The 20375-nt window shown below is 68.0% G+C and carries 16 protein-coding genes; 14 read left to right on the top strand and 2 right to left on the bottom strand.

All coding sequences use genetic code 11. From position 1 onward, the window contains the following. The first annotated feature begins 29 nt into the window (after nt 1–29). On the top strand, nt 30–770 hold the full coding sequence (locus QSJ18_RS16400; protein ID WP_286327663.1) for a substrate-binding domain-containing protein: 741 nt from the start codon (nt 30–32) through the stop codon (nt 768–770). A 33-nt stretch (nt 771–803) separates the two neighbouring features. On the opposite strand, the gene mycP is transcribed toward QSJ18_RS16400, so the two are convergent. Together mycP and eccD are read right to left on the bottom strand one after the other, a co-directional pair. Next, the gene (mycP, locus tag QSJ18_RS16395) at nt 804–2219 is read right to left on the bottom strand and encodes a type VII secretion-associated serine protease mycosin (RefSeq protein WP_286327697.1); all 1416 of its coding nucleotides are present in this window, start codon (nt 2217–2219) and stop codon (nt 804–806) included. Nucleotides 2220–2227: 8 nt separating this feature from the next. Next, nucleotides 2228–3742, bottom strand: a complete 1515-nt coding sequence (gene eccD, locus QSJ18_RS16390) for a type VII secretion integral membrane protein EccD (protein WP_286327662.1) — start codon at nt 3740–3742, stop codon at nt 2228–2230. A gap of 200 nt (nt 3743–3942) precedes the next feature. Here eccD and eccCa point away from each other — a divergent pair, with 200 nt between their 5' ends. The 13 genes from eccCa to QSJ18_RS16325 all read left to right on the top strand — a co-directional run bounded on the left by eccCa (nt 3943) and on the right by QSJ18_RS16325 (nt 20354). Next, nucleotides 3943–8010 (top strand): type VII secretion protein EccCa, encoded by a 4068-nt coding sequence (gene eccCa, locus QSJ18_RS16385; protein ID WP_286327660.1) that lies wholly within the window; start codon nt 3943–3945, stop codon nt 8008–8010. A 1-nt stretch (nt 8011) separates the two neighbouring features. After that, entirely contained in the window at nt 8012–9304 is a 1293-nt protein-coding gene (locus QSJ18_RS16380) for a type VII secretion-associated protein (protein WP_286327659.1), read from the top strand. Between the two features lie 183 nt (nt 9305–9487). Next, complete coding sequence (gene rplM / locus QSJ18_RS16375; RefSeq protein WP_286327658.1) at nt 9488–9931, top strand: 50S ribosomal protein L13; 444 nt, start codon at nt 9488–9490, stop codon at nt 9929–9931. Next, complete coding sequence (gene rpsI / locus QSJ18_RS16370) at nt 9928–10461, top strand: 30S ribosomal protein S9 (RefSeq protein WP_286327657.1); 534 nt, start codon at nt 9928–9930, stop codon at nt 10459–10461. Before rplM ends, rpsI begins: the two co-directional genes overlap by 4 nt. A gap of 2 nt (nt 10462–10463) precedes the next feature. Continuing rightward, the gene (gene glmM / locus QSJ18_RS16365; RefSeq protein WP_286327656.1) at nt 10464–11858 is read left to right on the top strand and encodes a phosphoglucosamine mutase; all 1395 of its coding nucleotides are present in this window, start codon (nt 10464–10466) and stop codon (nt 11856–11858) included. 319 nt (nt 11859–12177) lie between these two features. After that, entirely contained in the window at nt 12178–13554 is a 1377-nt protein-coding gene (locus QSJ18_RS16360; protein ID WP_286327654.1) for a DUF222 domain-containing protein, read from the top strand. 66 nt (nt 13555–13620) lie between these two features. Beyond that, nucleotides 13621–14355, top strand: a complete 735-nt coding sequence (locus QSJ18_RS16355) for an HAD family hydrolase (protein ID WP_286327653.1) — start codon at nt 13621–13623, stop codon at nt 14353–14355. 145 nt (nt 14356–14500) lie between these two features. Continuing rightward, nucleotides 14501–14914: a hypothetical protein gene (locus tag QSJ18_RS16350; RefSeq protein WP_286327652.1), complete on the top strand. Its 414-nt coding sequence runs from the start codon at nt 14501–14503 to the stop codon at nt 14912–14914. Then, nucleotides 14908–15771 (top strand): hypothetical protein, encoded by an 864-nt coding sequence (locus QSJ18_RS16345; protein ID WP_286327651.1) that lies wholly within the window; start codon nt 14908–14910, stop codon nt 15769–15771. Before QSJ18_RS16350 ends, QSJ18_RS16345 begins: the two co-directional genes overlap by 7 nt. Further along, complete coding sequence (locus tag QSJ18_RS16340) at nt 15768–16025, top strand: hypothetical protein (protein WP_286327649.1); 258 nt, start codon at nt 15768–15770, stop codon at nt 16023–16025. The genes QSJ18_RS16345 and QSJ18_RS16340 overlap by 4 nt, the downstream gene beginning before the upstream one ends. Nucleotides 16026–16035: 10 nt before the next feature. Next, nucleotides 16036–17019: a dienelactone hydrolase family protein gene (locus tag QSJ18_RS16335; protein ID WP_286327648.1), complete on the top strand. Its 984-nt coding sequence runs from the start codon at nt 16036–16038 to the stop codon at nt 17017–17019. A 31-nt stretch (nt 17020–17050) separates the two neighbouring features. Then, on the top strand, nt 17051–18913 hold the full coding sequence (gene glmS / locus QSJ18_RS16330; RefSeq protein ID WP_286327647.1) for a glutamine--fructose-6-phosphate transaminase (isomerizing): 1863 nt from the start codon (nt 17051–17053) through the stop codon (nt 18911–18913). A 10-nt stretch (nt 18914–18923) separates the two neighbouring features. After that, complete coding sequence (locus tag QSJ18_RS16325; RefSeq protein WP_286327646.1) at nt 18924–20354, top strand: NAD(P)H-hydrate epimerase; 1431 nt, start codon at nt 18924–18926, stop codon at nt 20352–20354. The last annotated feature ends 21 nt before the right edge of the window (nt 20355–20375 follow it).

Here is a 20375-nt window from a genome sequence, read left to right as displayed (position 1 = left end):
GCGGCGATCGTTCCGGATAACCTGGCAGCGTGACCACCGACGACGAGCAGCCGCGCTTTCGGCTGGCCTACGTGCCCGGCACCACGCCTGGGAAGTGGGCGCGACGCTGGACGCAGCGCCATCCCGGCATTCGGCTCGAACTTCACGCGTGCGAGGTGCCCGATGCGATCCGTCTGATCGCCGACGGCGACGTCGATGCGGCACTCACCCGTTTGGTCGCCTCCGATGGCGGATCGGCGCTGAACACGGTCGAGCTCTACACCGAGGACACCGTCGTGATCGCGGGCGTCGACCACTATCTGACGGCGGCGGCGCAGCTGACGGTCGCCGACCTCGCCGACGAGCAACTGCTGCAGCCCCTGGACGCGGTCCTGGCGTGGGAAGGGTTGCCCGGCACGATGATCGAGCATCGGCCGGAGACCACCGCCGACGCCGTCGAATTGGTTGCGGCCGGGGTCGGGGTGCTGGTCGTCCCGCAGTCGTTGGCCCGGCTACACCACCGGAAGGATCTCGCTCATCGGGTCGTCACGGATGCGCCCGCGAGTATTGTCGCGTTGTGCTGGCCCGCGCCCACCGACGATGTCACCGAAGACTTCGTCGGCATCGTGCGTGGCCGTGGGGTCAACTCATCCCGCGGCGGCACGGAGGAACACCGGAAGCGATCCGCCAAGGAGAAGACGGCTGCCAAACGTGCCGCACGAGAGGCCGCCGGGAAGGTGCCCGGTCGCAACTTCGGGAAGTCGGCGGCGCGTCGGCGAGGGTCTCGCTGATCTCCGCGTATCCGGGTGCAGTGATGTCGTTGGTCAATAGTCCTCGGGGTCAAGACGTTTGATCCGCCGGTACGGATAGGAGACACCCAGTGCCGCGGCCATGACCACGGCGCAGATCGCGACACCGACGAGCGCGGCATTCCGCGGCCCATCATCGGGGGCTGGTTCTATCGCCGGCGCGGCGATCGCCCGCGGGGAGTTCGGATTCACCGCGGAGCCGGGCAGCACCGCGGTGAGTGCGGCGACGGGATCGATGACGCCGTAACCGATCTGGTCGTCGTGGCCGGTGCCGGGAGCATGTGCGGTGCGGATGATCCGGTCCATCACCGCCCGGGCGTCGAGTCCGGGGAAACGGGCACGTACCAATGCGACGGTGCCGGACACATACGGTGCGGCGAAACTCGTCCCGATCAGGGACAGTGGGCCGGTTGGGCTGCTCTGCGCCGACACCAGACCCCGTGCTCCCGGCCGGCTGTCGAGGCTGACGATCCCGGTGCCGGGCGCGGCGACCGACACCCACGGGCCGTGCAGGCTGAAGTCGGCGGGTGCGCCGGTCGGCGCCTGCACCGCCGCGACGGCCAGGACATGGGGGGCGAACCAGGCCGGGCTGGGGATGGTGCGCAGCGATCGCCAGCCGGTCGGATCGTTGCCGGCCGGGGCGGGATTCTGTGGTCGGCAGGCACCTTCGCGCTCGACGTTGCCCGCGGCGACGACCACGACGACGTTGCGGTCGTAGGCGTGCTTGATCGCGGCACCGAGCGCCGGGTCGTCGAGTTTGGCGGCACTGGGTGAGCACGCCACCAGTGAGATGTTGATGACCGTTGCACGCAGATCGTCGACCGCGTGGACGATCGCGTGCGCCAGTGTTCGCACCGACCCGTAACCCGACGACCCGACCGTCGGATCGGGGTCGCCTGTTGTCCGGCGATCGACACGGGCGGCGAAGGCGCCACTGGACTGCCGGATCGCGATGATCGTCGAATCCGGTGCCACCCCGGCGAATCCGTCGTCGGCACTGGGTCGTGCCGCGATGATTCCGGCGACCAGGGTGCCGTGCGCATCGCAATCTTCGAGGCCGGTACCGGTCGAGACGTAGTCACCACCCGCGACGACCCGGCCGAGTCGGGGATGCGGACTCACCCCGGTGTCGATGACGGCGACGCGTTGTCCCGCGCCGCGACTGAACCGCCATGCTTGCGGCAGATTCATCATCGCCTGCGCGGCACCCGGTTCGGCGACCGGACGGGTGATCGTGCCGCTCGTGCAGAAGTGTCGCTGCTCCGTCGGCTGCAGTGGAGCGCGCGGTGCTGACCGGATCAGAGCGCCCGGGTCGATATGCGGCGGGGTGGTCGCGGCCGCCGGTGAACCAGGACCACCGACCAGTGACGAGACGGTCAGGAGTAGTGCTGCTGCGGTCGCCGCGCACGGTCGGTGAAGTCGGTCGCGGATGTGCACCGTCAGAGCTCGCCGATCATGCGGTACAGATCGAGGATCCACAGCAACAGCGGGATGATGCTCGACACGAGAAGGTATTCGACGATCTCGGCCCAGCGTCGCATGACCGGCGAGAACTCGGTGGCCGGTGCGAAGACGCCGAACAGCATTGCCGCACCGATGATCCCGGCGGCAAGTCCGAACGCGATGATCGGGCGGTGACCACCACCGAAGGAAAGGCTGCCGACCAGTATCAATAGAGTCGACGCGCCGAAGCCGATCAGCACGCAGGCCTGATACAGGTCGCTGTGCGACCGGCCTCTCAGGCACAGGACGAGGGCGATGATGGCCGCGAAGAGGGTTGTCTTCACATCGAATTCGCTGACCGGAAGAGTCGTCAAAATGGCCGAGATGGCGATGACGCCGGCGCAGCCCGCGGTGATACCGGTCAGATAGTCGTTGGCGACCTGGGATCGCTGCGTCAACGCGTCTGCCTTCGGCAGGGCCATCGCCCCGATGGCGCCGATTCCCTCGATGGCCGGCCGGGGTTCGATGTCCTCGGCGTCGACCGGGGCGCCGGCGGTGGGTACCGGCGGCAGGGGCAGTTTCGCGAGCAGGATCGTCAGGCGGGCGGCACCGAGGAGGGTGAGGACGCCTGCCGCGGCGGTTACCGCGGCGACGTCACCGACGGAGAACTCGGTGAGCAGGCAGGTTCCGCAGGCGATGGCGCCGCCGATCGATGCACTGGTCACCGCTGCGTGCGGTGCCGGGCCCACCGCGGTCAGGCGGTAGGACAGCACCGCCAGGAGCAGAGTCGTCGTCGACGCGAGGGTCAGATGCGCGGCACCGAAAGGCCCTGGGACGGCGAGCATCCCGGTGACGAAGGCCGGTGGCATGGCGGCCATCGCCAACACGGTGGCAACAGTCGCTGCGCGATAGTGTCGCGCGAGGATCGTGGAGGCGACGAGCAAGCCGAGGCTCAGCCCGCCGGGCAGTGCCGCCACCCATCGGGCCGGATCGGAGAGGCGGTATGCGGCCAACCCGACCGCGGATACAACAGCTGCGGCGATGGCGAGCGCGAATCCCATGCGCCGTGCCGCGACCGGGGACCAACTCGCGAAGGCCGATTCGTTGAGCCGGGCCACGGCGTCGACGACATCGTCGAAGAGGACCGGCGGTGTCGCGGCGTCGGCTGAGGTGAGGAGGAGGAGATCGCCGTCCCGAACACCGGACTCGGCGAGAGAACGGTTGGGCGGCAGTCGATCACCCCCGACCAGGGCCAACGTCCATCGGTGCTGGCGGTCGTGGGGACCGTCGTCGGGATCCCCATCCGGATCGTCGGGACTGTGCTGTCGAGGATTGCGCGACTCGATGTGTGCGAGCAGATCCCCGATCAAGCCGGCGATCGGGATGGTCGCGGGTAGCGCGACGTCGAGCTGGGTGTTGCCGCCCAGGACCGACACCCGGGCCAGTTGCGGTTCGATCCGCGTCTCGGAGCGTGGTGTGGCCGGTGCAGACCGGGTATCCACAGGCATCATCGGTTGGGCCTCCCCCCGCAGGTTGAACCGCTAACATAGCCAACCACAGCGCATTTCACGCGCGTTGATCCACATTGACCGGCAGTCGGCACGACGGCGAAGAAGTTTCACGATCGTGCACGGTCAGCGGTGTGGGTGGGGGTTCTGGTCGTCGGTGCGTTCGTGGATGTGCCGGGGACCTGTAGCGAGTGGGGGCGCCAATGGTGACGACGACGGACGGATTTGTCCGACGACCGCGGATAACGCCGCCGCGCACGCCCGGCGGCGAGGTGAATCTGCAGGCACCGCCGGAGGTACCGCGGGTCGTCCCGGGCAACCTGCTGCTCAAACTGTTGCCGATCGTGATGGTGGTCGCGGTGATCGGCATGGTCGCGCTGATGTTCGCCACCGGCGGCTCGGGCATGCTGGCCAATCCGCTGTTCATGATGTTCCCCCTGATGATGCTCATGTCGATGTTCGGCATGTTCGCAGCCGGTGGTCGGGGCGGCGGCAAGCGTGCCGCGGAACTGAATGAGGAACGCAAGGACTACTTTCGCTATCTCGGTCAGACGCGCGAGCAGGTTCTCGACACGGTCGAGAAGCAACGTGCCGCGCTGGCCTGGAGTCATCCGGATCCGGCTGCCCTGCCCGAGGTCATCGGGGGTCGTCGCATGTGGGAGCGCCGACCGAGCGATGCTGACTTCGTGCATGTGCGCGTCGGTGTGGGATCACAACGACTGGCCACACGCTTGATGCCGCCGGAGACCGGTCCGCTCGAAGATGTCGAACCGGTGTCGATGGTTGCCCTGCGCCGGTTCGTCCGGACGCATTCGGTGGTGCATCGCCTGCCGACCGCCATCTCGCTGCGCGGCTTCCCGGCCGTGAACATAGAAGGGGCCCGGCAGGAAACGCGTGACCTGATCCGGGCGATGGTCGTCGAACTCTGTGTCTTCCACGGTCCCGACCATCTGCTGATCGCGATCGTCACCGCGGATCCGGCAGGCGAGGCATGGGACTGGGCCAAATGGTTGCCGCAGGTCGGCCATCCGACCTCGTCGGACGGTGCGGGACCGCTCCGGATGATCTATCCCTCGCTGCTCGATCTCGAGGACTCATTGACCACCGATCTCCTTGATCGTGGCCGCTTCAGTCGATCTGCGCCGCCGGCCGCCGGACGCGCGCACCTGGTGGTGATCATCGACGACGGGCGGGTGTCCGGCGACGAGCGACTCGTCAACGACGCCGGAATGGAAGGCGTCACCCTGATCGACCTCACCGCGCCGCCGGACGGTCTGGCCGCGCGGCGTGGGCTGCAACTCGTTGTGCGTGGTGGCCGTGTCGCCGCGCGCAGCGCCTTCGGCACCGAGGACTTCGCCGAGATGGATGCGGTGGGGATCGCCGAGGCGGAGGCCATCGCCCGTCGGCTCGCTCGATATCGACTGGCCACCGCAGCCACCCTGGCGAGTCTCGATTCGGAGGCCGGCTGTGCCGATCCCGGACTGCCGGCACTGCTCGGTATCGACGATGCATCCCGGTTCGATCCGGCCACCGGGTGGAGTGGCCGAAGCGGTCGCGATCGTCTTCGGGTGCCGATCGGCTACACCCCGACCGGGACGAGAGTGGAACTCGACATCAAGGAGAGCGCACACGGCGGAATGGGGCCGCACGGACTGTGCATCGGGGCCACCGGTTCGGGTAAGTCGGAGTTCCTGCGGACTCTGGTCCTCGCCATGCTGGCGACGCATTCACCCGCTGAGCTGAACCTGGTTCTCGTCGACTTCAAAGGCGGCGCAACCTTCCTGGGGTTGGAGTCCGCGCCGCATGTCGCGGCGATCATCACCAATCTCGAACAGGAACTCGCGATGGTGGACCGGATGAGGGACGCGCTGTCGGGGGAGATGAACCGTCGGCAGGAAATCTTGCGTGCGGCGGGGAACTTCGCCAACGTCGGCGACTATGAACGCGCTCGCGCGTCGGGGGTGCGGCTGGAACCACTGCCCGCGCTGTTCATCGTCGTGGACGAGTTCTCCGAACTCCTCTCCCAGAAACCGGATTTCGCCGAACTGTTCGTCGCCATCGGCCGACTTGGCCGGTCATTGCACATTCATCTACTCCTCGCATCTCAGCGACTCGAGGAGGGCAAGCTGCGCGGACTGGATTCGCATCTTTCCTACCGGATCGGTCTGAAGACCTTCTCGGCCAACGAATCCCGATCGGTTCTCGGGGTACCCGATGCCTACCACCTACCCAACGTCCCGGGATCCGCCTATCTCAAATGTGATTCCTCGGAACCGCTGCGGTTCAACACTTCGTATGTCTCGGGGCCCTACCATCCGCCGGTAGCCCCGGAGTCGTCCGACATCACCGCGGGTGTCGCGGCTCCGGCGCGCGGGTGCTTGAAGATGTTCACCGCTCTCCCGGTCCCGGCCGACGAGGTCGTCGAGCCGGTGCCACTGCTGGATCGAGCGCAGAGTCTGCTCGACGAACTCCCGCCCGGCATCGATGACGCGCAACCGTCGGCGTCCACCATGCCATCGTTGCTGGAGACCCTCGTCGGGCGGATGGCCGGTTCGGGACCACCTGCCCACGAGGTGTGGTTGCCGCCCTTGGAGCACTCGCCGACCGTCGACGGAATGTGGGGAGAGCGTGAGTGGACCCGTCCGTCGGTGCCGGGGCCGCTGGCCGTGCCGGTCGCCATAGTCGACCGGCCCTACGATCAGCGTCGCGAACTCCATGTCCTCGACCTTGCCGGGGCGGCCGGCAACGTCGCGGTGGTCGGCGGCCCGCAATCCGGGAAGTCGACAGCGCTGCGAACGCTGATCATGTCGGCGGCGGCCTCGCACACCCCGGAGCAGATCCAGTTCTACTGCCTGGATTTCGGCGGCGGCAGCCTGGCGAGTGTGGCCGGCCTGCCGCATGTGGGTGCGGTGGCCTCGCGTGGCGACATGGATGCCGTCCGCCGAACCGTGGCCGAGGTGGCCGCGATCGTCCGCAGTCGGGAACTGCTGTTCGCCAGGCTGGGTATCGAGTCGATGCGCGACTATCGATCGCGCCGCGAACAGTGGTTCGCCACCGGTGAGAAGGCCGCCGACGACCCGCTCGCCGACGACCTGTTCGGCGATGTGTTCCTCGTGTTCGACGGTCTCGGAGTATTGCGGTCGGAGCTGGAATTCCTCGAGGAACCGATGGCGATGATCGTCGCGCAAGGGCTGTCCTACGGCGTGCACGTGGCGGTCAGCGCGTCACGCTGGGCCGAGGTGCGTCCGGCGATGCGCGACCTCATCGGTAGCCGTATCGAATTGCGGCTCGGTGATCCGATGGATTCCGAGATGGGCAGGCGGGCAGCGGCACTGGTCCCGGCGGACCGTCCCGGACGTGGCCTGACCGCGCAGGAACTACACCTGCTCATCGCGCTTCCTCGGCTGGACGGTGTCACCGCCGCCGAGTCGCTGCCCGCCGGTGTCGCCCAGTCGGTGGAAAAGATCGTCGCTGCCTACCCGGATCGCACGGCGATGGCAGTGCGGCGGCTCGGCGCCGAGATCGATCGGGCGACGGTGGACGCGGCCGTCACCGACGCCGACATCGTGCTCGGGCCCAATCAGGTCGCGATCGGGGTGGGTGAACTCGAACTGGCACCGGTGGTGCTCGACTTCGGGCAACAACCACACTTCCTGGCCTTCGCCGATGCGGAGCACGGCAAGACGAACCTGTTGCGCACCATGGTCACCGGACTGGTCGCCAATGCCACGCCCGACGAAGTGCGCATCGTGTTCGTCGACTACCGGCGCACGCTGCTCGGGGTGATCGACGGCGACCATCTCGCCGGTTATGCGAGTTCGGCTGAGCGGGCGACGAGCATGATGGATCAATTGGCCGGCTACCTGGCCGCGCGACTGCCGCCGGAGGATCTGACCGTCAGCCAACTGCGAGAACGCAATTGGTATACCGGTCCCGACGTCTATGTGGTCGTCGACGACTACGACATGGTCGCCACCGCGTCCGGCAATCCGCTGCTCGCGCTGGTCGAGTTGGCCGCCCATGCACGGGACATCGGACTGCACATCATTCTGGCTCGACGCTCCGGCGGTGCCGGCCGGGCCATGTTCGACCCGCTGATCGCACGGCTGAAGGACCTCTCCTGCGATGTGCTCCTGATGAGCGGGGACCGCGACGAGGGATATCTCGTCGGTCGGGCCCGGATGCAGAACCTCATCCCGGGTCGCGGTGAGCTGATGTCGCGCAGCAGGCCGCAGGAGATGATCCAGATCGCCTATGAGCCGGGGGAGTGAGATGCCCGGGCCGCAGTACCCCACCGTGGTGGACCTGGCCTATGGCCGACCCGCCCCGGTGGCCGACCGGCAGGTGGGCGACGTGCGGGGGCTGCTCGACGCGGTGGACTCGCCGACCGTCGTCTTCAACGGAATGCATGTACACATCCGCCAGGCGTGGGCGACCCTGTTCGCCCGGCGCGGGTTACCGACCGGATCCCCGGACGGCATGCGGCCGTTGGTCATCGGCCATCCCAGTACCTGGGGGCCGCGGCGCACGGCGGTCTTCGCCGATGTGGGGGTACGCGCGGGTTCGGCAGTGACGCTGCTGCCGCGGGCGGTCCTGATCGCCCGCTCACACGGCGATGTGGCGATGCGGCGCTGCGCGGTCGTGGAGACGACACATCTACCCTCGTTGCCCGTCGATCCGGCGCGTGGTCCGCGCGACCGGTGGGATGTGACGCTGCTGTGCCGTGGAGTGGACGGATGGGCGGTCGAGTCCTCGGCGATCCTGGCGGCAGCCGGTGGACGGAGTGCGGTGGAGGCAATCCTCGACGACACGGTCGAGGCGGTCTTCGTCGATGGCGCGGACCGGGCCGATGTCCAACGTGCGATCGACCTCGTCACCGCACACACGGTCGCGGGCCGGGTGGTCGCGGTTGATCGCGACATGGTCGTGCGGTACGGCTGGCGGACGGGGGCGCACGAGATCCAGGCTTCGGTCGCCGACGCGCCGACCACGACCGTCCTACCGGTGCGGCGGGCACGCGCGCGGTCGGTGCGGCTCGCGGCGGCCGCGGTGGCGGTGGTCGTGGCCGGTTCCCTGGCTGTCGGCTGGGCCGCGCGGGAGGATCCACCCGACGCCGAGGAACCGACGACGGTCAGCCTCGGCCGCACCATGCTGGCGGTGCCGGCCCGGTGGCGGCAATCGGGACAGTCGACGCCGAGCGGAACCGCCGACGATCCGTCCACGACCCGCACCCAGTTCGTCGGCGACGGGGGGCAGCGCATCATCCTGGTGCAAACCCGGGTGCGGCCGGATTCGACGATGGCGTCGGTGGCGGTCAGTCTCGGGAACCGCATCCGTCACCGCGGCCAGGATGTGGTGAGCGAGTTCTCGGCATCGACGCGTTTCGCCGGCCGTGAGGTCATCAGCTACCGCGAGGCCCCGGCGTCGGGGTCGGCGATCCGCTGGTATGTGGTGGTCGCTCACGGTCTGCAGGCCTCGATCGGCTGTCAGACCGGTGACGGGGCCGAATCGGTCGATGCCGAATGTGAGACCGCGGTCCGTACCGTCGCGATCAGCCCTGAGTAGCTGCGTTTTGACCCTGACCTGTGCGTTCCCGTACTCTGGATCGCTGGTGCGTGGCACCTGGACGTCTTCGCCGGTTCGGCGGGGTCGCCTCAGGTAAGACGAGACCCGGGTCCCCGCTGGTCGCCGGGAGTTCTCCGCTGTCGCACCCGACCGGTAGTCAAACGAAAAAGAGTGAGGACAACTGTGCCTACCTACACCCCGAAGGCCGGTGACATCACGCGTGCGTGGCACGTCATCGATGCCACCGACGTGGTGCTCGGCCGACTCGCCGTGCAGAGCGCGAACCTGCTCCGCGGCAAGAACAAGCCGACTTACGCCCCGCACATCGATGGCGGCGACTTCGTCATCATCATCAACGCCGAGAAGGTCGCGCTGACCAACAACAAGGCGAACACCAAGCTGAACTACACCCACTCCGGTCACCCGGGTGGTCTGAAGTCGCGCACCACCGCGGAGCTGCTCGAGTCGCACCCTGAGCGCGTGCTGGAGAAGGCCATCAAGGGCATGCTCCCCAGCAACAAGCTCGGCAACGCCATGCTCTCCAAGCTGAAGGTCTACGCCGGCCCCAATCATCCGCACGCGGCCCAGCGCCCCGTTCCCTTCGAGATCAAGCAGGTGGCCCAGTGAGCAACGAGAACATCAGCGAAGAGATAGTGGAAACCCCGGCTGTTGACGAGGTCGTCGAGGTTGTGGAGGTCGTCGAGACCGCTGCTGACGACTACGACACCGTCGCCGACGAGGCTCCCGCCCGCGGCCCGGTCGTCATCGATCACCCGATCCAGACCGTCGGCCGCCGCAAGGAAGCCGTCGTTCGCGTTCGCCTGCTGCCCGGCACCGGCGAATTCACTCTCAACGGCAAGCGGTCCCTGGAGGACTACTTCCCGAACAAGGTGCACCAGCAGCTGATCAAGGCTCCGCTGGTCACCGTCGAGCGCACCGAGTCGTTCGACATCCACGCCAAGCTCGTCGGCGGCGGCCCCTCGGGTCAGGCCGGTGCGCTTCGTCTGGCTATCGCTCGCGCCCTCATCGAGGTCACCCCGGAGGATCGTCCCGCTCTCAAGAAGGCCGGCTTCCTCACCCGCGACCCGCGTGCGGTCGAGCGCAAGAAGTACGGTCTGAAGAAGGCCCGCAAGGCGTCGCAGTACTCCAAGCGCTGATCTTGGCACGCCTTTTCGGAACCGACGGCGTCCGAGGCCTGGCCAACGCCGAGCTCACTCCCGAGCTCGCGTTGCGCCTGGCCTCGGCCGCCGCGGTCGTTTTCTCCGACCCCGACGTCGCTGCGGCGACCGGGGTTGCCGACTCCATCGAGCGGTCGAACCGCCGCCCGCGCGCGGTGGTGGGTCGTGATCCCCGCGCATCCGGCGAGATGCTGGAGGCCGCGGTGTGCGCCGGCCTGGCTGCGGCGGGTGTCGACGCTATCCGCGTCGGAGTCGTCCCGACCCCGGCGGTGGCGTTCCTGACTGCCGATTACCACGCCGACCTCGGTGTGATGATCTCTGCGTCGCACAATCCCATGCCCGACAACGGCATCAAATTCTTCTCCGGTGGCGGACATAAGCTCGACGACGACGTCGAGGACCGTATCGAAGCGCTGATGGACGACGATTACATCCGGCCGATCGGTGCCGCGGTGGGTCGCATCACCGATGCTCCCGATGCTGCGCAGCGCTATCTGCGGCACGTCGCCGAGGCTGTCGACATCCGGCTCGACGGACTGACCGTCGTGGTCGATTGCGCGCACGGCGCCGCCTCCGAACTCGCACCGGCCGCCTATGCCGCCGCCGGTGCCAATGTCATCACGATCCATGCCGAACCCGACGGCCTCAACATCAACGAGGACTGCGGGTCTACACATATGGACAAGCTGCAGGCCGCCGTGCTCGAACACGGCGCGGACCTCGGCCTGGCTCACGACGGTGACGCCGACCGTTGTCTCGCAGTCGATTCCACCGGTGCGCTCGTCGACGGTGACGCGATCATGGCCGTCTTGGCAACTGCGCTGCGTGACCGGGGATCGCTGCACGAGACCACGTTGGTCGCCACCGTGATGAGCAATCTTGGGCTGCATATCGCCATGCGCGAGGCCGGCATCACGGTGCGCACCACCGCAGTCGGTGACCGCTACGTGCTGGAGGAGCTTCGCCGTGGCGGCTACTCGCTCGGCGGCGAGCAGTCCGGACACGTCGTGGTGCCCGGTCATGGGACTACCGGCGACGGCATCCTCACCGGTTTGCTGATCATGGCCCGGATGGCGGCCACCGCCCGCTCGCTCGCCGAGCTGGCCGGCATCGTGACCGTGCTGCCGCAGGAACTCATCAATGTGCGGGTCGCTGACAAACATGTTGTCGCCCAGTCGGATTCGGTGGCAACAGCAGTTTCGGCCGCGGAACGCGAACTCGGCGACACCGGCCGCGTGCTGCTACGTCCCTCCGGTACCGAACAGCTTGTGCGCGTGATGGTCGAGGCGGCCGATGCCGAGACCGCCCTCGGTATCGCACGTCGGATCGCCGACGTTGTCGAGGCCGCCGGTAGCGGCGAGCACGTTCAGGCATAGTTCCGGCGCGTTGCGTCAGTGACCTGTCCGGTCACGCCCCCGAGCAATTTCTCCACAGGTTGGGTTGTGACCCCGATCTTGTCGGATGTGCGGGCTAGTATTAGCACATACGTTCGATCAGATCGTGGGGGTGGGTTGATGTCGGAAGTCGAATCAGTCGAGTCGGGGGTGGTGCGGTGGGCGTGTGTGGCGCCGGCGGTGACCAAGGCTGTGATGGTGCCGGCCGACTCGGCGGCGGCGGGTGTGGCGGGTTTGTCGGTGTGTGCGCAGGCCGAGGCGTTCGCGCAGTGGATGTCGTATCGGCTGATCGGTGAGTTGCATGATGCGGTGTTGGCCGACGAGATGGCTGTCGGGGGTCGACGTCGATGCGGATACGCGATTGTTGGACACCACCATTCAGGTTGCGGCACGTATCGCGGTCAGTCGTCATGTCACCCAGGTGGCGGCGGAACGGTTGTTGGCGGCTGGGTTGGCGATGCGTGATCGTCTCCCGGTGGTGGGGGCGTGTTTGCGGGATGGTCTGATCGGCGGCTATCAGTTCGCGGCGATCGTGACTCGCACTGATCTGGTCGATGGTGAGCATATGTCGGTGGTGGATGCGGGGATCGCCGACCGGCTACGTCGCGCATGTGGGGGGTGGTCGGTGGCGGGGTTGCGGACGATGGTGGATCGGATTGTGTTCCGCCATGATCTGGATGCGGTCCGCCGCAAACGTGACGCCGCCCTGGCTGATCGGGGTACGTGGATCACTGCGGTTGAGGGTGGGATGGCGCATGTGGGGGTGTCGATGTCGGCGGAGAATGCCCGTATCTCCCATGACGCTGTCGTGCGGTTGGCGGCCACCGCCTGCCGGTTCGACCGTCGGCGTAAGCCGGCCCGGGAGTCGGATGCGATGTTCGCCCTGCTCTCCGGTGAACCATTCGTCTGTGAGTGTGATTGCGCCGACTGTGATGCCCGGATTCCTGGGCCGGTGCATTATCGGGGTGTTCATGCGCGGGTGGTGGTGCATGTGGTGGCCGATGCGGGCACCGTCGCCGGCGAGGCGAACCGTCCTGGTTTTGTGGACGGGGTGGGGGTGATCTCGGGGGAACACGTCCAGCAGATCGTGGCCCGCGACGACACTGTGGTGCGGCCGTTGGGTGGAGATGACGCCGACCATCCGCTTCCGCCGCATCTGCGCTCGGATCCGTATCGTCCGTCGACGGCGTTGGACACGTTCCTCGAGATTCGGGACGGTTTTTGCACGGTGCCTGGCTGTACGCGGTCGGCGTGGAGGGCTGATGGTGATCACGTCGCCGAATATGACCATGATGATCCGGCTGCGGGTGGGCGGACCAGCCCGGAAGGCATGAATGTCAAGTGTCGGTTTCATCATCTGCTCAAGACGTTCGGTGATTGGGTTGATGATCAGTATCTGGATGCAGACGGGCATACCCGGATCGAGGTGATCACCCCGGAGGGGGTGGTGGTGGATGGTCCGGCGGAAAACAATCTGGACCTGTTCCCCGGGCTCCAGCGGGTGCGGTTCGCGGTGGCCCAGCCACCGCCATCGCCGAGGGTTCTGGGTGGCGGTGAGGTACCGCGACGACGTCGACCGCGCACGGCGGACAAACATGCCCGGCGGCGGGCGTTGCGACGCCGTAACCGGGCCGAACGCGAATCCACCCACACCAATCCCGGCGAAGAACAGTACTGACGGGGCCGGCGTTAGGGTGGTCGCATCGTGGAGAGTCAGTATCCGAACGGTGTGAGGAGCCGACGCATGCCTGATGACGACTATGGGCCGGGGGCCGAGCGACGCGTCACTGCGCCGCGTGCGGTCCTGTTCGACTTCTCCGGAACTCTGTTCCGCTTCGAGGCGCGCGACGACTGGTTCGCGGATCTGCACGACGAGGCCGGACAGCCCTTCCATCTCGATCATCAGGCGGAGGTCGTGCGGCGCATGACCCAGCCGGTCGGCGTGTCCGCCGACCTGTCGGAGGCTGACCGAATCGCCTGGGAACGAAGGGATCTCGACCCGGAAATGCACCGGCGCGCCTATCTCGCGGTACTGCGGTCGTCAGGGCTGTCGGTGCCCGGGCATGCCGAGGCGCTCTACGACCGTGTGGTCGACCCCGATTCGTGGCGGATCTTCGCCGACACCGAATCGGCGTTGCGTCGGCTGGCGGCGGCGGGAGTCCAGGTCGGCGTGGTCAGCAACATCGCTTTCGATCTCCGTGCTGTGCTCGCGCGCCACGGACTCGCCGATCTCGTCGGCACATATGCACTGTCCTATGAGGTCGGCGTGATCAAACCCGACCCACTGATCTTCCAGACCGCACTCGATGCACTCGCCGTACCGGCGACGCAGGCACTGATGATCGGGGACAGCGAAAAGGCCGACGGTGGGGCGCGCGCGGTGGGGTGTGCGTTCGCCCTCGTCGAGGACGGGCCGATCGCACAGCGGCGGACCGCACTGCTCGACGCGCTTGCCGCACATGGGCTGGCGGTGACGTAAGCGTCGTCGCCGATCTCCGGCGCGCCAGGTGGTTTTGGGTGACAATCGTCAGCGGAATGGAACCACGGTCGCAGCGGCTGCGTCTCATCTCTGACGGCGGCACGGTGTGGGGTTGAGGTTCTGATCAGCGGTCGGGGAGGGCGAGATGGACGAATCGTGGTCGGTGACGACGAGGACGGCGGATGTCGCTATCGACGTCGCTCAAGTGTCGGAGGTGGTCGCCTTCTACCGCCGCACCGCCCTGGTGGTGACCGCGGCCGCCGACGACCTCGCCTCCCATGACTTCGGTCGCTGGGGCAGCGATGACCCGGCCCCGGACACGGAACTGGCCGGGGCCGAGGGTGTAGACCCTGTGGAAGTGCGCATCGATGAGTATGCCGCCCAACGCTATTCGTCTCTGTGTAGTGGTCTCGTGAGCCGGTTGCATGCGCATGCGGCCGCAGCCGACGATCTGGCGACGGCGCTGCATGTCACCGCCGGGCACCTCGCCGACGCCGATCTCGAGGCGGCGACGCTGCTGACTGCCGAGATCTCTCGATGGCAGGCGGACCGATGGTGAGGTCGGCCGGGGCATCGCTGGTCGAACTCCACGAACAGGCGGCTGCGGGCGTGGACGGCCTCATCGTCGCGCTGGGAGTGGGGCGGAGCCTGGGGATGTCGGTGATCGCGGACGACGAGGTGCGTGCGCGGTTGGCCGCGATCCGGCGATTCGACGCCGCGGCCCTCAGTGCCGATGCCCGATGTCTGCTGTCGGCGAACCGGGTGTTGTCCGATCAGTTGCATCGGCTTCCCGAACAACAGATCCGACTCGACCACACCTGGCGCAGTTCGTCGTCGGGAGAGGTGATCGGCGCCGTGGTCGCCCACCAACGCCGCGCGGAATCCGATCTGCATGTGCTCCATACGCTCAGCGACGCGACGAGTGCCGCGGCTGCAGGCGTCGACCGACTGCTGCGCACCTTCCTCCTGGCCACCGCACGCCTCGCCGATCCCGGTGTCGCCGACTGCCCGCCCGCCGAATTGGGCGCGGCGGTCTTCGCCGGACGCGTACCGCACGAGGTGGCCGTCGGGGAGATCGGCGCCCGACTCCAGATGTTCCTCACATCGTCGCAGGCCGTCATCGATGGCATCGGGCAGATCCTGGAGATTCTCAACGGCGCGGCAGACGGTCTGGGCGCCGACCCCTACCCGCAGGAGCGTGGGATCGCGACCTCTCACCCGGAACCCTCGGCGCCCGACCACCGCCGGATTGCCGCCACCAAGGACGAGACGCCGACACCGGATGTCCCGCTACGGCTGACGATCGAAACAGAACCTGGGGCCATCGACAGTGCGAGCGGAACCGACCACCCTGTCGGCAGCCGGCCGCGGACCACCGACTCGGCCGGTGACCTCGCGCTGGCCGGTGACCAGTGAATCCCGCCGACCAGATCGAGGCGGTCGCACGCATGGCGACCGCGCACGTCGCAGCGGCCTCACGGAAACTCTCCGGCATCCAGCGCGACCTCGCCGATGCGCTTGCGGCACATCGGGCTGCCCACGTCGGCGCCGACGACCGGCTGTGTGCCCGGCTTCAGGCGCAAGCCGATGCCGAGGACAACCTGCCGGGCATCCTGCTTCCCGCCGACATGGCGCAGGGTAGTCCCCATCTGTCGCGGAGAAACGCATAGGCTGTGCGGTGTGCCAGGCAAAAAGCGTCGACGCAAGCCGTCCCGAACTCCCGCGCAGTTGATGTCCGCGCTGGCCCATCGCGGGCCGCACCGCGTCCTGCGCGGTGACCTGGGCATGATCGGGCTGCCGGGCCAGATCTTCACACCCGACACCGGCGATGGCCTACCCGCGGTGGCATTCGGCCACGGCTGGATGGTCAACCCGGCCAAGTATCGGGATCTGATGTACCACTTGGCCTCCTGGGGAATCGTGGTTGCCGCGCCGAACGGCCAGAAGGGGATTCTCGCCTCCGACGTCGGGCTCGCCGCGGACCTCCGGTCATCGCTCACGATCGCGGCGCGGGTGTCCCTCGGCTTCGGCCGGGTCAGCGTCGACCCCGAGCGGCTGGGGGTCGCCGGACACGGCTTCGGTGCCTCGGCCGCGGTGATCGCCGCCTCCGACTCCGTCATCCAGGGGCAACCCGGCCCGCCGGTGAAGGCTGTCGCGGCGCTGTTCCCGGCGCCGACCACCCCCGGCCTGCTGCCCGCCGCCCGTACCGTGACCGCCCCAGGTCTCATCGTCGCGGGATCCGGCTATCTCGACACCGTCGCCGAGAACGGGCTGCCGCTGGCCCTGGAATACGGAGCAGACGCAGTCGAGGGGAGTGTGGCGTTGCGCACCGTGGTCGGCGCCACGTCCCGGGGACTCGTGGAGCGCCGGTCGATCGGGGCGTTGCTCGGCAAACCCGGCATCGAACCGAAAACCCATGCCCAGGTCCGGGCAGTGCTGACCGGCTTTCTACTGGAAACGCTCACCGGCGATGACGAATACCAGGCATTCGGCGACCCGGAGGAACTGCTCGGGGCGCTGGCCAACGTCGACCTCGACGACCCGCCGGTGGAGGAACTCGACCGAATTGCCCGATTGTTCGGTGCCACGACCGCCAAACGCGGACCGGGAGCCAAACTGGCCGGTGCACTCGCCGGGCGGGCGCAGGCCACGCGGGAAGGCTGATCCGGCGTCCCGCCGGGTACCCTGACTACCTATGTGCGGAATTGTCGGATACGTGGGGCAACGTGACGCCCTGGACATCGTTGTCGAGGCCCTGCGGCGGATGGAATACCGCGGCTACGACTCGGCCGGAGTCGCCATCGTCGATGGTCAGGGCAACACCGCCATCCAGAAGCGGGCGGGACGCCTGGAGAATCTCGACAAGCAGATCGCGACGATCGGCCGCGACGGCCTGACCGGAACCACCGGCATGGGCCACACCCGCTGGGCCACCCACGGCAAGCCCACCGATCGCAACGCCCATCCGCACGTCAGCACCGACGGCAAGATCGCCGTGGTGCACAACGGCATCATCGAGAATTACGCACCATTGCGTGCCGAACTCGAAGAAGCGGGTATCGAATTCGCCTCCGACACCGACACCGAAACCGCGGTCCACCTACTGGAGCGTGAATACGCGACCGGGGCGACCGCGGGGGACTTCGTCGCGAGTGCCTACGCCGCGCTGCAACGGCTCGAAGGCGCGTTCACCCTGGTGTTCACCCATTCCGACCATCCCGGCACGATCGTCGCGGCCCGCCGGTCGACGCCGCTCGTCGTCGGCGTCGGCAAGGGCGAGATGTTCGTCGGATCCGATGTCACGGCCTTCATTGAACACACCCGCGACGCGGTAGAGCTCGGTCAGGACGAGGTCGTGGTGATCACCGCGGACACTTACGAGATCACCGATTTCGACCGGAATCCGCGGGCCGGCAAGCCCTTCCACATCGACTGGGATCTCGCGGCCGCCGAGAAGGGTGGCTACGACTTCTTCATGCTCAAGGAGATCGCCGAACAACCGCGCGCGATCGCCGACACTCTGATGGGGCACCTCGAAGGGGGGCGCATCGTCCTCGACGAGCAGCGCCTGACCGACGACGACCTGCGCGACATCGACAAGGTGTTCGTCGTCGCCTGCGGTACCGCCTATCACGCGGGCATGCTGGCGAAGTATGCGATCGAACACTGGACCCGGTTGCCCGTCGAGGTCGAATTGGCCAGCGAGTTCCGCTATCGGGACCCGGTCCTCGACCGGTCGACACTCGTGGTCGCGATCTCCCAGTCGGGTGAGACCGCGGACACCCTCGAGGCGGTCCGCCACGCCAAGGACCAGAAAGCCCGCGTGCTGGCCATCTGCAACACCAACGGCGCGCAGATCCCACGCGAGTCCGATGCCGTGCTCTACACCCATGCCGGCCCCGAGATCGGTGTCGCATCAACGAAATGCTTCCTGGCGCAGATCGCGGCGGCCTATCTGGTCGGTCTGGCGTTGGCCCAGGCTCGTGGCACCAAATACGCCGACGAGGTCGCTCGCGAGTTCGTGGCGATGGAGGCGATGTCGGATGCGGTCGCCGCGGTACTGGAGACGATGGAGCCGGTGCGAGATCTGGCCCGCTCGCTCGCGCATCACAACACCGTGCTGTTCATCGGTCGCCACGTCGGGTACCCGGTGGCATTGGAAGGCGCACTCAAACTCAAAGAGTTGGCCTACATGCATGCCGAGGGCTTTGCCGCGGGTGAACTCAAGCACGGTCCGATCGCACTCATCGAGGACGGTCTGCCGGTGATCACCGTGATGCCATCGGCGGACGGCCGGGCGGTGCTGCATTCGAAGATGGTCAGCAACATCCGCGAGATCCAGGCCCGCGGTGCGCGCACCATCGTGATCGCGGAGGCCGACGACGAGGCCGCCCGCGCGGTGGCCGACGAGTTCATCCCCATTCCGAAGACGCCGACGCTGTTGCAGCCGCTGGTCTCGACGGTGCCGCTGCAGGTGTTCGCGGCGAGCGTGGCCCAGGCCCGCGGGTACGACGTCGACAAGCCACGCAACCTGGCCAAGTCCGTCACCGTCGAATAGCGTCCCCGCGATGCCGGTCTGCCACCTCACCGCCGACGCGATTCGCGCCGCCGAATCCGCGACGGGGGATCTGCTGACCGGCGGGACCTTGATGCAACGGGCCGCACACGCGGTCGCCCAGGCGGTCGTCGCCGAACTCGATGCCCGTGGCGGGTGTTACGGCCGCCGGGTGGGACTGGTCGTCGGTGCCGGCGACAACGGTGGCGACGCACTGTTCGCCGGTGGCCGACTCGCCCGCCGCGGGGCCGACGTCGAGGCGGTGCTCCTGGCTCCGGAGAAGGCCCATGACGCCGGGCTGGCGTATTTCCGGCGTGCGGGTGGCCGGGTCGTCGACGCCCTCGCCGCACGCGTCGACGTCGTCATCGACGGTGTGGTGGGTATCGGTGGGCGCGGCCCGCTGCGCCCACCGGCCGCCGCCGCCTTCGCCGCCCTCGAACCGGGCACCTGCGTGGTGAGTGTCGACCTCCCTTCGGGAGTCGACGCCGACACCGGCGTCGTGCACGACCCGGCCGTCGCCGCCGACATCACCGTCACCTTCGGCGTCCGACGCAACGCCCACCTGCTGGCTGCCCCACAATGCGGGCGAATCATCGTCGCCGACATAGGGATCCGCGCCGATGACGCGGTGCCGCCCGGGACGCTGTGGTCACTGACCGACGCCGAGATCGGCCGACGGTGGCCGGTACCCGGGCCGCACGACGACAAATACACCCAGGGTGTCGTCGGGATCATCGCAGGCTCGCACCGCTATCCGGGGGCCGCCGTCCTCTGCGCCGGGGCCGCGGTTACCACGACATCCGGGATGACCCGATATGTGGGTTCGGCCCATGCGGAGGTCGTCGGCCGGTGGCCGGAGGTCGTCGCGGTGCCCGACCTCGCCGACGCCGGCCGGGTCCAGGCATGGGTCGTCGGTCCGGGCGGCGGCACCGACGACGCCGCACTCGCCACGCTGCGCACAGTTCTGGCCACCGACGTGCCAGTACTCGTGGACGCCGACGCTCTGACACTGCTCGCCGGTCACCCGGAACTGGTCGTCGGACGCGGCGCCCCGACACTGCTTACCCCGCATGCGGGTGAGTTCGGCCGGCTGCGCGGAACACGCCTGCCCGACGACCGGCTGGCCGCGGTAACCGCCCTGGCCGCCGACTGGGGGGTGACCGTTCTGCTCAAGGGGCGTATCACGCTGGTCGCGGGGCCTGACGGCATCGTGTACGGCAACGACGCCGGGTCGTCGTGGGCCGCCACCGCGGGAGCCGGTGACGTACTCTCCGGAATCGCGGGCGCGCTGCTGGCGGCCGGACTCGAACCGCGCATCGCCGGGGCCGCTGCGGCGCGGGTGCACGCGCACGCCGCAGCCCGGGCCGCGCGCGGGGCGCCGATCGGCGCGTCGAACCTGCTCGCCGCCCTGCGCGAGGCAATCCGCGCGATCCGCGTGAGCTGACCACACACACGCGCCGTCGGT

Origin of the sequence: Gordonia heveisoli (assembly GCF_030315745.1) — a bacterium.
Lineage (GTDB): Bacteria > Actinomycetota > Actinomycetes > Mycobacteriales > Mycobacteriaceae > Gordonia.
This window is presented reverse-complemented; position numbering and strand designations above follow the sequence as displayed.

Excerpts from the sequence above, each read along its gene's own strand:
- eccD (WP_286327662.1), bottom strand. The coding sequence starts at position 3,742 with ATGATGCCTGTGGATACCCGGTCTGCACCGGCCACACCACGCTCCGAG.
- eccCa (WP_286327660.1), top strand. The coding sequence starts at position 3,943 with ATGGTGACGACGACGGACGGATTTGTCCGACGACCGCGGATAACGCCG.
- QSJ18_RS16380 (WP_286327659.1), top strand. The coding sequence starts at position 8,012 with ATGCCCGGGCCGCAGTACCCCACCGTGGTGGACCTGGCCTATGGCCGA.
- QSJ18_RS16360 (WP_286327654.1), top strand. The coding sequence starts at position 12,178 with ATGATGCGGTGTTGGCCGACGAGATGGCTGTCGGGGGTCGACGTCGAT.
- QSJ18_RS16355 (WP_286327653.1), top strand. The coding sequence starts at position 13,621 with ATGCCTGATGACGACTATGGGCCGGGGGCCGAGCGACGCGTCACTGCG.
- QSJ18_RS16350 (WP_286327652.1), top strand. The coding sequence starts at position 14,501 with ATGGACGAATCGTGGTCGGTGACGACGAGGACGGCGGATGTCGCTATC.
- QSJ18_RS16345 (WP_286327651.1), top strand. The coding sequence starts at position 14,908 with ATGGTGAGGTCGGCCGGGGCATCGCTGGTCGAACTCCACGAACAGGCG.
- glmS (WP_286327647.1), top strand. The coding sequence starts at position 17,051 with ATGTGCGGAATTGTCGGATACGTGGGGCAACGTGACGCCCTGGACATC.
- QSJ18_RS16325 (WP_286327646.1), top strand. The coding sequence starts at position 18,924 with ATGCCGGTCTGCCACCTCACCGCCGACGCGATTCGCGCCGCCGAATCC.